This window comes from Shewanella sp. GXUN23E (assembly GCF_050865035.1).
In the GTDB taxonomy this organism is placed as follows: Bacteria; Pseudomonadota; Gammaproteobacteria; order Enterobacterales; family Shewanellaceae; genus Shewanella.
In genome coordinates this window covers 36,150-50,254 of sequence record NZ_JBOZWP010000013.1, presented here as the reverse complement: position 1 = coordinate 50,254, position 14,105 = coordinate 36,150, and the positions used below count along the sequence as shown (strand labels likewise).

Below are 14,105 nucleotides of genomic sequence, written 5' to 3'. Positions count from 1 at the left end.
CGGTACATGACGATTGACGCAGTAATCATTGAGCCCCCAAAATCAGCCGATGCCGCCGTGATTTGGCTGCACGGGCTGGGCGATTCCGGGGAGGGCTTTGCCCCCATAGTATCGGCATTTAATCTGGGGCATGCTCACGGTATCCGGTTTATTTTCCCCAATGCGCCTGAGCAGCCGGTAACCATCAACAATGGTTACATTATGCGCTCCTGGTATGACATCAAAAGCATGAATTTGCTGGAGCGGGCGGATATGGCCGGCGTGCTGGCATCAGAGCAGCGCATTCGCGAGTTGATTGAGCAGCAAATTGCCGCGGGTATTCCATCTGAGCGCATTATTCTGGCGGGATTCAGTCAGGGTGGGGTGATGACGCTGTTCACCGCTTTGCGTCTGGAGCACAAACTTGCAGGGATATTGGCGCTGTCCTGCTATCTGCCCACAGGCGATCGTTTACCCGACGGCCTGCATGAGGCCAACAAAGATACACCGATATTGCAGATGCATGGTGAGCAGGACGATGTGGTGCCCGTCTCCGCTGGCTTGCTCGCCAACCATGCCTTGGTACAGGGCGGTTATCGCGCCGGCTGGCAGACTTATACCATGGGGCACAGTGTTCATCCTGAGCAAATAGTGGCTATTCGCAACTGGCTGATGACGCGTTTCTGAGCGCGCGGGAGTGATGGGTTTCGTTGCCCCAATCACATTCAAAGGTATTAAGGTATGGGGCCGGGGCGACATTCCTGTTATCATCCCGCCAGGTTATGGAAGGCTCGGAACTGAGCCGTATTTCTTCCGAGAAAAGGATTTATGTCAATATCTTATCTCCCAAGCACGGCGCTCGCCATGATGGTCTCAGCGTTGCTGTTGGCTGGATGTCAGTCCGCAGTAGCGCCACAAAATTGTGCGCAGGCCGGTGATGCCTGCGTCAGATTCTCAATCCTGCATACCAACGATCATCATGGCCGCTTCTGGCGCAACAAATATGATGAGTATGGCATGGCTGCGCGCAAGACCCTGATTGACGAGCAGCGGGCACAGATTGCTACGGCGGGCGGACAGAGTTTGTTGCTCTCTGGCGGTGATATCAATACCGGGGTGCCCGAGTCCGACATGCAGGACGCCGTGCCTGACTTCATCGGCATGAACCTGATTGGCTACGATGCCATGGCGGTGGGTAACCACGAGTTCGACAATGAAATGTCGGTGCTGGAAATGCAAAGGCAGCTGGCAGAGTTTCCCATGCTGGCGGCCAATATTTTCAAGCGCGACGCCAATCGCAGTGTGACTGCTGAGCACTATTTTGAGCCCTATCGCATCTTTAAACTCAATGGTGTCACGCTGGCTGTGGTGGGCATGACGACCAAAGACACCGCTCATCTGGTGCATCCGGATAATGTGGATGATGTCTACTTTGCCGATCCGATTGAAGTGATGCCCTCTGTGCTCAAGGAGATCCGTGAGTATCATCCGGATGTGCAACTGGTGTTCGCCCTTACCCACATGGGCCATTATGCCGATGGCAACCATGGCAGTGAGGCGCCGGGGGATGTGAAGATGGCCCGCGCACTGATGCCCGGACAATTGCACGGTATTATTGGCGGTCATTCACAAAATCCTGTGTGCATGGAGCCGGGCGGCAAACAATATGCCGATTTCAAACCCGGTGATGACTGCGTGCCAGACCGGCAGAATGGCACCTGGATCATGCAGGCCTACGAGTGGGGCAAATACGTGGGCCGCGCCGATTTCGGCTACTTCAATGGTCAGCTGGAGCTGCTGAATTATCAGCTGATCCCGGTGAATCTGAAGTTAAGAGATGCCAATGGCGAGCGTCAATCCGCAGGGCCGGTGATCCCGGAAGATCCCATGATGCTGCAAACGCTGGCGCCCTATCAGCAGACCGGCGAGCAGTTGCTGGATCAGCGAATTGCTTATTCAGAGGTGCTGCTGGATGGTCAGCGTGACAGCGTTCGCAGTCGGCAAACCAATCTTGGCTATTTGATGGGCGAAGCATTTCGCAATCATGAGCTGGTGAAGGCAGATTTCGCGGTCATTAATGCCGGTGGTGTCAGGGCATCGATAGAGCCTGGCGTGATCAGCTATCGTGATGTGCTCACCGTGCAGCCTTTCGGGAACTTTGTCACCAAGGCTACCATGACTGGCTCGCAGTTGCAGATCTATCTGGATCAGGTCACCTCGCTGACTGGTGGTGGGCTGGCACAGCTCAGTAACATCAAACTGGATGTGGATTGTGATGCCCGGCAGGCAAAGATCCACAGCATAGGTGGTCGTCCATTTTCACCGGCTGAGACCTACAGCTTCGCCATTTCCGGTTTCAGCGCTGCCGGTGGAGATGGTTACCCGATTATCGATGTACTCAATCTGCAACAGACAGACGCGCAGGTATTTCGTGAATATCTGCAGCAGAAAGGCAACATAGTTGAAAGTGAACTGAGCCTGGGCAATAACGTGCGTTATTTTGTTGGCAAGAAGCGGGTCAACAGTTGCGCCGAGCGCTGAACACACTTCATGACTTATCAGGCAGCCCGCGGGCTGCCTTTTTTATGGGCAATTTTTTTGCTTTTTTGGAGCATGTCCCGTCCTGAATGTGACCGCGCACTTTATAGTCAGAACTGCTACTCAACTGCTGGCTAATTAAGCAGGTGATCATGCGCCCTGTTGCTACTATCCCTCCTGCGATGCCAATCGCACCCAGATGATGGAAATAAACCTACAAAGAAGCACTGCATTCTCAATCACGGGCATTGCCCAGGGGAATGACGGTGCCTGATTATAAAAATGGAGTTGGATATGACCAACAAATTGGCCAAAGGGCTGATCACCACTGCGGTTCTCGCTGCGCTTGCCGGTTGCCATGACAATAACGACGAGCCTAATCCACTGCTTTGTTCCGACGGTTCATTGGATTGCACCAAATTTACCGTACTGCATACCAATGATAACCATGGCCGTTTCTGGCACAACAAAGATGGTGAGTACGGTATGGCTGCCCGCAAGACCCTGATTGACCAGATCCGTGATGAGGTTGAATATCATGGCGGGCAAACTATTCTGCTGTCTGGCGGTGATATCAACACCGGCGTCCCCGAGTCAGATATGCAGGATGCGGTTCCCGATTTTATCGGCATGAACCTCATCAGATATGATGCCATGGCCGTAGGGAACCACGAATTTGATAATCCACTGACCACTCTGGATATGCAGGCAAAAATTGCCCAGTTCCCCATGCTGGCGGCCAATATCTACAAGAAAATTGATGGCCAGCCGACCGATGAGCGATACTTCAAGCCCTATCAGGTGTTTGAGGTCAATGGGCTGAATATCGCCATTATCGGTTTCACCACCAAAGACACGCCAAAAGTTGTCAGCCCTGACAATGTCAAAGATCTGCACTTCACCGAGCCACAGGAAGAAATCCACAAGGTGTTGGCTGAAATAGCAGCCAATGAAACCGTGGATATGGTCTTCGCTTTGACGCACATGGGCCATTACGCCAATGGCGAGCACGGCACTGAGGCACCCGGTGATGTGATGCTGGCCCGCTCCCTTGAGCAGGGCAAACTGCAGGCCATTATCGGTGGTCACTCGCAAAACCCTGTGTGTATGGAGCCGGACGGCAAGAGTTACGCCGACTTCCAGCCGGGAGATGAGTGTAAACCGGATATTCAGAATGGCACCTTCATTATGCAGGCCTATGAGTGGGGCAAATATGTGGGCCGTGCCGATTTTGAATATCAGGATGGCAAGCTAAGCCTGGTCAACTACCAGCTCATTCCGGTCAATCTGAAGCAAAAGAATGAGGCCGGTGAACTGGTGTTTGCCACTCAGGAGATTGTGCAGGATGCAGTGGTACTGGACACCCTGAAATTCTATCAGGATCAGGGTCAGGCGCTGCTGGATGAAGTGCTGTCGCACACCGATGGCAAACTCAATGGCGATCGCAATGATGTGCGTGCGCAGCAGACCAATCTGGGGCAGTTGCTGACCCGCGCCTATGGTGAATGGGTGACCGACAACTATGCGGTAACCTCTGATTTCGCGGTGATGAACTCAGGCGGGATCCGCGATTCGATTCAGGCCGGTGATATCACTTACCGTGATGTGATTAAGGTGCAGCCATTCGGCAATGCGGTGTCTTTCGTGACCATGAGCGGCGCGCAAGTGCAGGATTATCTGGCCAATGTGGCAGTCAAAACCGGTGGCGGCATGCCGCAGCTGTATCCGATGGAAATGACAGTGCACTGTGATGCCACTGAGATTAATCCAGATGCCAGCGCCAGTGACATAGTCGCCATCAAGTCTCTGGGCGGTCGAGAGTTTGCCCTAGAAGACAAGTATACCTTCACCCTGATCAACTTCAGTGCCAAGGGCGGGGACAAGTATCCCATCGTCACCGAGCTGCCGACCTATGTTGATACTCAGATAGCCGATGCAGCGGTATTGCGTGAATATTTCGTCAAGCATAAAGACATTAAGGCGGTTGACTATGACCCTGCCCGGGGCGGTCACCCTGTGTTCATGCGTGCCGGTGATGTGGTGAAAAGCTGCGCCAAATAATGGATAGCTGACGTGCATTGTCAAAAGCAGCCTGCGGGCTGCTTTTTTTTATTAGCCTCCCAATGCAAAAAATTTTGTTTGCAGCCCTTGAAACGGCCAATGACGCCCCTATTTCTTATAGTGAGCTCAGTAAGCTCACCAGACTGTGCCTTCGGGGCAGTCGTTTATCCGGTGGCATGATATCCCCGGATGATAACGCGGGTGCGACAGGTGTCGGCCCGACATAACTTAACCCTTCAAGGTTTCAACATATTGCTTAATACAAGGATATGACTATGCGTAACTATGATTTTTCTCCACTTTTTCGCAGTGCCATTGGTTTTGATCGTTTAGCCCGTCTGGCCGAACATGCCGCCGCCAACAATGGCAATGCCAGCTACCCGCCATACAATATCGAACTTTTGGGTGAAAACCGCTATCGCATCACCATGGCCGTTGCCGGCTTTGCGATGGAAGAACTGGAAATCACCAGCGAAGGCGAAAAGCTGCTGATTAAAGGCGTGCGTAAAGAGCCGGATGCCGAGCGTCAGTATCTGCATCAGGGCATTGCCGAGCGCGGCTTTGAGCGTACCTTCCAGCTGGCGGATCATGTGATTGTCACCGGTGCCAATCTGCAGCACGGTCTGCTCAATATTGAACTGGTACGGGAAATTCCTGAGGCGATGAAGGCCCGTAAGATTGAGATCTCCACCAGCCGTTTGCTGGAAGCCGAGACGGCTGAGTAATCAGTATCAGTTTGAAAACAAAGGGAGCCACTGGCTCCCTTTGTCGTTTTTACCCAAGGCTTTGTATCAGCTGGCTTTCATGGCTTTATCGCCACGGGATAAGCCCACCACACCTGAGCGGGAGACTTCCACCACCTTGGTGGCCTCCGCCAGACTGCGGATAAAGGCATCCAGCTTTTCTGTGGTACCGGCGATCTGAATGGTATACAGGCCGGCTGTGACATCCACGATCTGGCCGCGGAAAATATCCGACATCCGCTTAACCTCTTCACGCATATCGCCCTGGGCCTTGACCTTAACCAGCGCCAGCTCACGCTCGATATAAGCGCTGTCGGTAATGTTGGACACCTTGAGCACATCAATCAGCTTGTGCAGTTGCTTCTCGATCTGCTCCAGCACAGATTCGTCAGCCTCCACCGTGATATTCAGCCGCGACAGCGTGGCATCGTCGGTGGGCGCCACGCACAGGCTTTCAATGTTGTAGCCACGCTGGGAAAACAGGCCGACCACTCGGGACAGGGCGCCGGGCTGGTTTTCCAGTAACAAACTAATAATCCGCCGCATCAGCTTTTCTCCGTCTTGCTCAGCCACATCTCATTCATGCCCCCGCCACGTATCTGCATGGGGTACACGTGCTCGGTTTCATCGACACTGATATCGACAAACACCAGGCGATCTTTCATCTCCAGTGCTCTTTTAAGCTGTGGCTCCAACTCATCGGGGGAGCTGATGGCGATGCCCACATGACCATAGGCCTCGGCAATTTTGGCGAAATTGGGCACAGAATCCATGTAGGAGTGGGAGTGACGCCCGGCGTAAATAATGTCCTGCCACTGTTTGACCATACCAAGGAAGCGGTTGTTAAGGTTGATGATTTTCACTGGAGTGTCGTACTGCAGGGCGGTCGATAGCTCCTGAATATTCATCTGAATTGAACCATCACCGGTGACGCACACCACGGTTTCATTGGGCAGCGCCATTTTCACGCCCATGGCGGCTGGCAGACCAAAGCCCATGGTGCCCAGGCCCCCTGAGTTGATCCAGCGACGGGGTTTGTCGAACGGATAATACAGGGCGGCAAACATCTGATGCTGACCCACATCCGAGGTAACATAGGCATCACCGCCGGTCAGTTTATACAGGGTCTCGATCACCTGCTGGGGCTTGATACGGTTGGAGTCCATCTTGTAAGCCAGACTTTTACGTGCCCGCCAGCTGTCGATATCAGCCCACCAGGCATCCAGTACGTCCGGCGCGCGCTCACCACTTCCCTGCTCATCCAGCAACGCCAGCATATCGTTGAGCACGGTATCGGCGCTGCCCACGATGGGAATATCTGCCGCCACGGTTTTGGAAATCGACGAAGGGTCGACGTCGATGTGCAGTACCGTAGCGTCAGGGCAGTATTTCTCCAGATTATTGGTGGTCCTGTCATCAAAACGCACGCCCACCGCGAAAATCAGGTCGCTGTTGTGCATGGTCATGTTGGCTTCATAACAGCCGTGCATGCCCAGCATGCCAACACTGTTGGCGTGGGTACCTGGAAACGCGCCAAGCCCCATCAGGGTCGTCACCACAGGAATATGCAACCGCTCCGACAGCTGGATTATCTGGTCGCTGCAGCTGGCCATAATCGCGCCGCCACCGATATACAGCACAGGCCGTTTGGCTTCCAGCAGGGCCTTGAATCCCCGGCGGATCTGGCCTTTGTGGCCATGCACTGTGGGATTGTAGGAGCGCAGGCTGACTGACTCAGGATACTGGTACTCAAATTTGTGCTGGGGATTGAGACAATCCTTTGGCAGGTCAACCACCACAGGACCGGGGCGGCCGGTGGCAGCGATATAAAAGGCTTTCTTGATGATGGACGGGATATCTCTGGGATCTGTCACCAGAAAGCTGTGTTTCACCACAGGGCGGGAGATGCCTATCATGTCGCATTCCTGAAAGGCATCGTTGCCGATCAGATTGGAAGGCACCTGGCCTGAAAGCACCACCAGCGGAATTGAGTCCATATACGCAGTGGCAATGCCGGTAATGGCGTTGGTGGCACCGGGCCCTGAGGTCACCAGCACCACGCCGACTTCACCGGTGGCACGGGCATAACCGTCAGCCATGTGCACAGCGGCCTGCTCGTGGCGTACCAGAATGTGTTCAATGCCGGAAGTTTCGTGCAGGGCGTCGTAGATATCGAGAACCGACCCACCGGGGTAGCCGAAGATGTGTTTTACACCTTCGTCAATTAATGAGCGCACAATCATACTGGCGCCGGAAAGCGTTTCCATGAAGATCTCCTTGTCATCACCGTGTTGGTAAACCAGTAATGAGTTACAACGACGGTAGTCGCTATAGCCAAAGGGTATTGCCGGTAGGCAATGACCCCAATCCATGTGTTCAACTGCCAAAGGGTGATTTAGTGGTTGAACTTTGTCCGAATTGAGCGAAATTCAACCCTACTTGCGAGTGAATTGTTTTTCAAGTGTTAATTTGGAAGCAGGGGCTAAGTATGAAAAATATTCAGTTTGATAAGAGGATTGTCACCGGTAACGCACAGGATTTTTGACCGCCGCCCTGAAACCGGATACAAGGAAGGCAGACGAATATCAAGGAACACTCAATGGAACGAAAGATCCTGCTGACCGATTGCCCGGATGCCACCGGTCTTATCGCGCAAATTACCAACATTTGTTACAAGCACCAGCTCAATATCATCAATAACCGCGAGTATGTGGATCACTCCAGCGGTCAGTTTTATATGCGCACAGAGCTTGAGGGCATTTTTAACGACTATACCCTGATGCTGGATTTGGATCGGGTGCTGCCCAAAGGCAGTCACAGACGTTTGGTGGGCTCAGAGCGCAAACGCATCGTGGTGCTGGTCACCAAAGAAGCTCATTGTCTGGGGGATCTGCTGATTAAAACCTTTGATGGCAGCCTGGCGGTGGAGATTGCCGCTGTAGTGGGCAACTATCCGGATCTGGCCAATCTGACCGAAAAGTTCGACATCCCTTACGTCACAGTGTCCCATGAAGGCTTGTCGCGGGAGGCCCACGAGCAGGCGATTGCCGATGTGGTGGATAGCTATGCACCGGATTATCTGGTACTGGCCAAGTTTATGCGGATTTTAACGCCGTCTTTTGTCAGCCGTTATGCCCATCGGATTATCAATATTCACCACAGCTTCCTGCCTGCTTTTATCGGCGCCAATCCTTATCGTCAGGCGTTTGAGCGGGGCGTGAAAATCATTGGGGCCACCGCCCATTTTGTTACCAACGATCTGGATGAAGGGCCGATTATTCATCAGCAGGTGATCCCGGTAGACCATAACTTCAGCGCATCCGATATGGCCAAGGCCGGCCGGGATGTGGAAAAAGCCGTGCTGTCGCGGGCACTGGGTATGGTGCTTGAGGATCGGGTCTTCGTTTACGGCAACAGAACCGTGATCCTCTGAGGCGTTTATGCTAGATTAGCGCCGATTTTACTACCCGGAGCCACGATGGATTTCAGCCAAATCAATAAACTCAGTGCCAAGTCATTCAATGACCAGAAAAATCTGATTAAACGCATAGGTAAAGGTCAGACTGTGCATTGCGCCGATTGTGGTCAGGTGCTGCAACTGCGGGTGCCGGGTAAAAACCCGCGCCAGCAGGAGCAAGAGGCGCTGTATGGCATTCATTGCCCCCGGGGCTGCACCGATATTGAACTGGAATTTGAAGCCTGAAATGAGTCCCTGTGCTGATTGATTCAGCACCCGCGGACTCAGGCGCTTAAAAACCATTTCGCCAGCGAAACACAGATAACAGAACCGGGGCGTGTTGCTGGTTAATCAGGCTTATCTGCGCAATATTTTATTCAGCGCAGTCTTTTACTCAGTGAAGAGTAAGCCAGGCCATAACAGCCAAGCACCAGCAGCTGAGTTATGAATATCATGAGTGCAAACGGCCATGCACTGCTGCTGTGAAATCCTGCCAGAATAGGCCCCGCCAGCGCGCCACCGCCAAACTTCAATGTGCTCATCACAGCCGTGGCCGTGCCGGTTTCTTCAGAAAATTGCATGATCACCAGCGCATCGGCATTGACCGAAGCCATGGCCCCGAAGCCAATCAATCCGGCGATCAATACCATCTGCAACCACAATGGCCAGGCCATAAAAGCCGCCAGCGCCAGCAACAGGGCAATAGTGCATGCCAGCAGCGAGCCCAGTTTCAGAATACGTTTCGAGCCCAGGCGGCTAACCAGTCGGGTATTGATGACATTGGCGAGCATCAGTGCGCCGACATTGGCACCAAACACCAGTGCAAAGGTGCTGCTGCTGAGCCCAAAAATTTCCATGTAGAGCACAGGCGCGGCGGTCAGATAGGTAAAAAAGGCAAATGAGGTGAGCATGCTGGCGCCGATCCCGGGCAGTATGTTGGCACGGCCAAAGACCCGCTTATAGCGACCAAAAAAGCTCATCGGCGTGTGCGATAGTGCACGGGGCGGCTCGGCCGGCAGGCGGACACAGCCGCTCAGTATGATCAGCAGCGCTGCATAGGTTGCCAGCAGCACAAATATTCCCTGCCAATGCCACAGCTGCATAATGCCGCTGCCGACGGTCGGTGCGATCAGCGGCGCCAGCATCATGATCAGCGACACATAGGACATGCCCTTGGCGGTGTGCTCGCCATACACCTGGCGGATATAACCTGGGACCACCACAGTGGCAGCAGAGCCAAAGAACGCCTGCAGCGCGCGGGCTGCCAGAAAACTGCCGATGTCCGGCGCCAATACCAATCCAATGCTGGCCAGCATGAAGCCCGTCAGACCAATACGCAGCATCAGTTTGCGGCCCAGTTTGTCGGCCAGCGGGCCAAACAGCAGCATGCCGCAGGCATAGCCAGCCAGATACAGACTCATGGATTGCTGCACCAGTGGCAGGCTGGAGTGAAGATCGGCGGCGATGCGCGACATGGCGGGCAGATACATGTCAATCGCCAGCGGGCTGATGGCAATGATGGCCGCCAGCAGTGGTAGCAGAATTTTAAGGCTGGCGTGAGGGGAGTGCGCGTCCACAGAAAGGCCCGGTAATCGTAATGAGGCGCTATGGTAACCCCGCTCTCAATGACCTGTCATCCATATTACTCGGGCAGAGTGCTGGCAAGGATGCTTTATATCAATGAGTTAGTCCCTATGTGAGGACTCAGGTAGGCTATCAGACGCGGCGCAGCAATCGCCTTTTGACCTTGTGGGCACGACCCTGAGCATCGGCAGGAAAGCAGTACTCCTGGCGGGTTTGCCGGTACTCAGGATAGCGCAGCATGCTTTGAGTAAAGGTGTCAGTGCCGAGCAGCAGTGACAGCCAGGAGGCCAGTTGCGGCAATGGCTGAGTGCGCCACCAGTCCGGCTCAACGGCGGCAAACTGGCGCACAAAGGGCAATACTCCCCAATCTGCCAGTCCCGGGTTATTGCCGCTTAGAAAAGGCGAACGCGCCAGCTGCCTGTCCCATTGGGAGAGGATTATGACGGCCTGTCGGCGGTATTCCGTTGCGGCCTGCTCAGGGAAACGGTCGGCGTATTTGTATTTATCCAGCCAGGGTTTAAACCTCTGATCGCACTGGGTCATCATCTCAATCGCCTGGTGTCGGCCGGCCTGCAGCGCATCTTTGGTCGGACTTTCTGCCATACGCTCAAGCGCATGCAGGGCGATATCCATGCTTTCGGTCAGTACAGTGCCGTCGCTCAGTTGCATCACAGGCACTGTGCCTTTGGGCGACAGTGCCCACAGTTCCTCAGGCTTGTTGCTTAACACCACTTCGCGCAATCTGACCGGCATATTACACACCCGCAATGCCAGTCGGGCGCGGATGGCATAGGGGCAGCGGCGAAAGCTGTAGAGCAGTGGCAAAGACAGTGACATGGTGCGCGGTAATAGCTTATGGGTCGGAGGATTGTGAAAATCCTGTAACAGTAAGTCAATAGTTTGATGCAAGGTGATGCTGCGCGGTCGATAGACGCCTGCACCTGTCTTCATGAAAAGCGAGCTGCGCCATGTTGCTGGGTTAACCGACGCCCATCTGTTACACTGCCGGCTGTTTTTTCTATCCGGTAGTCAGCATGTCATTTTCCTCTTTGGGCCTGAATTCGGGGCTTATCTCTCACTGTGGTTTTTCAGCGCCGACGCTGGTTCAGATGCAAGCCATTCCGCTGCTGCTGGCCGGGCAGGATCTGCTTGCCTGTGCGCAGACCGGTACAGGTAAAACGGCGGCCTTTGCCCTGCCGATTATCCAGCGTTTATGTGAACCGGTGGCCGATGCTGCCGCCGTCACAGCGGCAAGGGGTAATGGCTCGCAAGCGACTGGCCAACCGACAGTGCTGGTGCTGACGCCGACCCGCGAGCTGGCGCTGCAGGTGGGACAGGCCTTTATGGATTTTATTGGCGCTCAGCCGCTTAAGGTGGCTGTGGTGTTTGGCGGGGTGAATATCTCCACCCAGCGCAAGTTGCTGGCGAAAGGCGTGGATATTCTGGTGGCTACGCCGGGTCGCCTGTTTGATCTTATGTACCAGCAGGCCGTGAGTTTGGATCGGGTGGATACCCTGATTATTGATGAAGCCGACCGCATGTTGGATATGGGCTTTGTCAAAGATATTCAGCGGGTAAAGCGCGCATTGCCGATTGCGCACCAAAGCGCCATGTTCTCGGCAACCCTGACGCCGGAAATCTCGGCGCTGGCCAAAACCATGTTGAATGAGCCTGCACTGGTCAACATAGAAGCCAACCGCGCCAATCAACAGATCCGTCAGCTGGGAGTGCTGCTGGACCCACGGCGCAAGTCGGAATATCTGGCGGAGATGATAGGCAAACAGAATCTGAAGCAGGTGCTGGTATTTACCGGCAGCAAGCAGCTGGCCGATCAGGTACTTAACGAGTTGCAGCTCGATGGTATCAGCTGCGTGGTATTACATGGCGATCGTACCCAGGCACGGCGCATCAAGGCGCTTGAAGACTTCAAAAGCGGCGCTATTCGGGCGCTGGTGGCGACAGATGTCGCGGCCCGCGGGCTGGATATTATTGGTTTGCCCCTGGTGGTGAATTTTGATTTGCCGCTAAACCCGGAAGATTACCTGCACCGCATCGGCCGTACCGGCCGCGCCGGTCAGTCAGGTGAAGCGCTGAGTTTGCTGTCGCCTTCTGAGCGACTGGCATTGAAAGCCATTGAAGCCCTGATGGGCGAGACGGTCAGTGTGACTCAGGCCACCGGCTACGAGCCGGGTGCGCCGCTGCCTGCGCGCTATGAGCAGCAATCGTATCAGCAGCAATCGTATCAGCAAGCCGGGAAGGGGGGCAGTCAGCCATCCCGGCGTTCTGGCGATAAGCCCGGTCATGGTGGCCGCTCCCATTTCGCCGCGAAAAACAGCGGTCAACCCCGCAGCGGGGCCAATCGTCGTGGTCAGCAAGCCGGCGGCGCAGCATCCAAAGGGAGTGCGGGGGCTCACAGGGGCAAAGCCCAGCGCTGAGCAATAGGCCCGGGACGGTATGCAGGATGAAATGCGGGATGGCGAGCAGGCTGACAAGTAAAGTGGCTGGCAGGAGTGGGCGATGAAAATACAATCTGTGCCGGTTAATGTGATCACCGGCTTTCTGGGCAGCGGCAAAACCAGCTTTATTCAAAGGTTACTGGCCAGTAAACCGGAGGATGAGCGCTGGGCGGTGCTCATCAATGAGTTTGGCGAAATCGGGCTGGATGCCGCGCTGCTGGGGCGCTCGGCGGGCGATGAGGTGGTTGTGCGTGAGGTCGCCGGTGGCTGCATGTGCTGCGCGGCTGGCGTGCCGACTCAGGTGGCTGTCACTCAGATTTTGACCCGCGCCAGACCCGACCGTTTGCTGATTGAGCCAACCGGTCTTGGGCATCCCGATGAAATTCTTAAATTGTTGCGCAGCGAATTTCTGGCCAATGTGCTCAATCTCAGGGCTACCCTGTGTCTGGTGGATGCGTCCCGGCTGAAGGACACCCGCTATACCGAGCATGAGATTTTCCGCCGGCAGCTGGCGGTGGCAGATCTGGTGCTGGCCAGTAAGGCCGACAGTTACGATGAGCAGCCGCTGCAGCAACTGGCCGAGTTGCTTGATGCCTGGTCGTTGGCCGACACGCCTGTGTATGCCATCAGTGAGCAGTGGCCGCTTGAGCGCGAAATGGTGAAGGCCATACAACTGCCAGCCAAAGTGCCGGTTGCTGGTAATCCTGTAGTTTCATCCGCGGCTTCTTCCGGGGCACAGGTCAGCAAATCAGTCGGCACATCACTCAGTACATCAAGCAGTACGTCCGACAGTAACAACAGGCCGATGCAGGCAAGTTCTCCCCGGCGGGAACCGTCCTTGCTGACGGGGGCAACGGGCGCAGGCGACTCCTGGCTGTTTGCGCCCCGCAGTGACGAGGTGAAGCCAGTGCCTCTGCATTTCGATGAGCATGGCATGATTGAGAAAGCCAATGCCGGTGATGGCTTTTATAGCCTGGGCTGGATTTTTCGCGCCGAACACTGCTTTGATTTCGATCGGCTGATGCAGCTGCTGCAGTCGGTGAATGTGGCGCGCCTCAAGGCGGTGGTCATCACTCTGGATGGCATTGCCGCGTTTAATCTGGCGGATGGTCGGCTGCGAGTCAGCGAGCTTGATGAGACGTTGGACTCGCGAATCGAGTTTATCGATCATAGGCCGCTGGATGCTGAAATTTGGCGTGCGCGTGTGCTTGCCTGTCTTACTGATCACTAAGGGCTTCTGTTGCCATGCATTTTGCCCCGGGATCCGGTAAGATCCGCGCAATTTTA

At 54.8% G+C, this 14,105-nt stretch carries 12 protein-coding genes; 8 read left to right on the top strand and 4 right to left on the bottom strand.

Going from position 1 to position 14,105, the window contains the following annotated elements; translation table 11 throughout:
* Positions 1 to 6: 6 nt before the first annotated feature.
* The 4 genes from ACRRUX_RS12550 to ACRRUX_RS12535 all read left to right on the top strand — a co-directional run bounded on the left by ACRRUX_RS12550 (position 7) and on the right by ACRRUX_RS12535 (position 5,303).
* Positions 7 to 666: an alpha/beta hydrolase gene (locus ACRRUX_RS12550; protein WP_432530788.1), complete on the top strand. Its 660-nt coding sequence runs from the start codon at positions 7 to 9 to the stop codon at positions 664 to 666.
* A gap of 177 nt (positions 667 to 843) precedes the next feature.
* Complete coding sequence (ushA, locus tag ACRRUX_RS12545; protein WP_432530786.1) at positions 844 to 2,520, top strand: bifunctional UDP-sugar hydrolase/5'-nucleotidase UshA; 1,677 nt, start codon at positions 844 to 846, stop codon at positions 2,518 to 2,520.
* 291 nt (positions 2,521 to 2,811) lie between these two features.
* Positions 2,812 to 4,578 (top strand): bifunctional UDP-sugar hydrolase/5'-nucleotidase UshA, encoded by a 1,767-nt coding sequence (gene ushA, locus ACRRUX_RS12540; protein WP_432530784.1) that lies wholly within the window; start codon positions 2,812 to 2,814, stop codon positions 4,576 to 4,578.
* 275 nt (positions 4,579 to 4,853) lie between these two features.
* A complete protein-coding gene (locus ACRRUX_RS12535; protein WP_432530782.1) occupies positions 4,854 to 5,303 on the top strand; it encodes an Hsp20 family protein in 450 nt (149 codons plus the stop codon).
* Between the two features lie 66 nt (positions 5,304 to 5,369).
* On the opposite strand, the gene ilvN is transcribed toward ACRRUX_RS12535, so the two are convergent.
* Together ilvN and ACRRUX_RS12525 are read right to left on the bottom strand one after the other, a co-directional pair.
* The gene (gene ilvN / locus ACRRUX_RS12530) at positions 5,370 to 5,867 is read right to left on the bottom strand and encodes an acetolactate synthase small subunit (RefSeq protein WP_432530780.1); all 498 of its coding nucleotides are present in this window, start codon (positions 5,865 to 5,867) and stop codon (positions 5,370 to 5,372) included.
* A complete protein-coding gene (locus ACRRUX_RS12525; protein WP_432530778.1) occupies positions 5,867 to 7,588 on the bottom strand; it encodes an acetolactate synthase 3 large subunit in 1,722 nt (573 codons plus the stop codon). The genes ilvN and ACRRUX_RS12525 overlap by 1 nt, the downstream gene beginning before the upstream one ends.
* A gap of 332 nt (positions 7,589 to 7,920) precedes the next feature.
* Here ACRRUX_RS12525 and purU point away from each other — a divergent pair, with 332 nt between their 5' ends.
* Positions 7,921 to 8,754, top strand: a complete 834-nt coding sequence (gene purU / locus ACRRUX_RS12520) for a formyltetrahydrofolate deformylase (protein WP_432530776.1) — start codon at positions 7,921 to 7,923, stop codon at positions 8,752 to 8,754.
* A 45-nt stretch (positions 8,755 to 8,799) separates the two neighbouring features.
* Positions 8,800 to 9,024, top strand: coding sequence for a hypothetical protein (locus ACRRUX_RS12515; RefSeq protein WP_432530774.1), 225 nt, complete (start codon positions 8,800 to 8,802; stop codon positions 9,022 to 9,024).
* Between the two features lie 131 nt (positions 9,025 to 9,155).
* Here ACRRUX_RS12515 and ACRRUX_RS12510 read toward each other — a convergent pair whose 3' ends face one another.
* Positions 9,156 to 10,355 (bottom strand): multidrug effflux MFS transporter, encoded by a 1,200-nt coding sequence (locus tag ACRRUX_RS12510; protein WP_432530772.1) that lies wholly within the window; start codon positions 10,353 to 10,355, stop codon positions 9,156 to 9,158.
* A gap of 139 nt (positions 10,356 to 10,494) precedes the next feature.
* A complete protein-coding gene (locus ACRRUX_RS12505) occupies positions 10,495 to 11,313 on the bottom strand; it encodes a glutathione S-transferase (protein ID WP_432530770.1) in 819 nt (272 codons plus the stop codon).
* Positions 11,314 to 11,396: 83 nt separating this feature from the next.
* Here ACRRUX_RS12505 and ACRRUX_RS12500 point away from each other — a divergent pair, with 83 nt between their 5' ends.
* Positions 11,397 to 12,797, top strand: coding sequence for a DEAD/DEAH box helicase (locus ACRRUX_RS12500; RefSeq protein WP_432530768.1), 1,401 nt, complete (start codon positions 11,397 to 11,399; stop codon positions 12,795 to 12,797).
* An 82-nt stretch (positions 12,798 to 12,879) separates the two neighbouring features.
* Complete coding sequence (locus ACRRUX_RS12495) at positions 12,880 to 14,049, top strand: CobW family GTP-binding protein (protein WP_432530766.1); 1,170 nt, start codon at positions 12,880 to 12,882, stop codon at positions 14,047 to 14,049.
* Positions 14,050 to 14,105 lie beyond the last annotated feature (56 nt).

Bases quoted from the DNA above. Each gene is read 5' to 3' on its own strand.
- ACRRUX_RS12550 (WP_432530788.1), top strand. From the start codon at position 7: ATGACGATTGACGCAGTAATCATTGAGCCCCCAAAATCAGCCGATGCC.
- ushA (WP_432530786.1), top strand. From the start codon at position 844: ATGATGGTCTCAGCGTTGCTGTTGGCTGGATGTCAGTCCGCAGTAGCG.
- ushA (WP_432530784.1), top strand. From the start codon at position 2,812: ATGACCAACAAATTGGCCAAAGGGCTGATCACCACTGCGGTTCTCGCT.
- ACRRUX_RS12535 (WP_432530782.1), top strand. From the start codon at position 4,854: ATGCGTAACTATGATTTTTCTCCACTTTTTCGCAGTGCCATTGGTTTT.
- ilvN (WP_432530780.1), bottom strand. From the start codon at position 5,867: ATGCGGCGGATTATTAGTTTGTTACTGGAAAACCAGCCCGGCGCCCTG.
- ACRRUX_RS12525 (WP_432530778.1), bottom strand. From the start codon at position 7,588: ATGGAAACGCTTTCCGGCGCCAGTATGATTGTGCGCTCATTAATTGAC.
- purU (WP_432530776.1), top strand. From the start codon at position 7,921: ATGGAACGAAAGATCCTGCTGACCGATTGCCCGGATGCCACCGGTCTT.
- ACRRUX_RS12515 (WP_432530774.1), top strand. From the start codon at position 8,800: ATGGATTTCAGCCAAATCAATAAACTCAGTGCCAAGTCATTCAATGAC.
- ACRRUX_RS12505 (WP_432530770.1), bottom strand. From the start codon at position 11,313: ATGAAGACAGGTGCAGGCGTCTATCGACCGCGCAGCATCACCTTGCAT.
- ACRRUX_RS12500 (WP_432530768.1), top strand. From the start codon at position 11,397: ATGTCATTTTCCTCTTTGGGCCTGAATTCGGGGCTTATCTCTCACTGT.
- ACRRUX_RS12495 (WP_432530766.1), top strand. From the start codon at position 12,880: ATGAAAATACAATCTGTGCCGGTTAATGTGATCACCGGCTTTCTGGGC.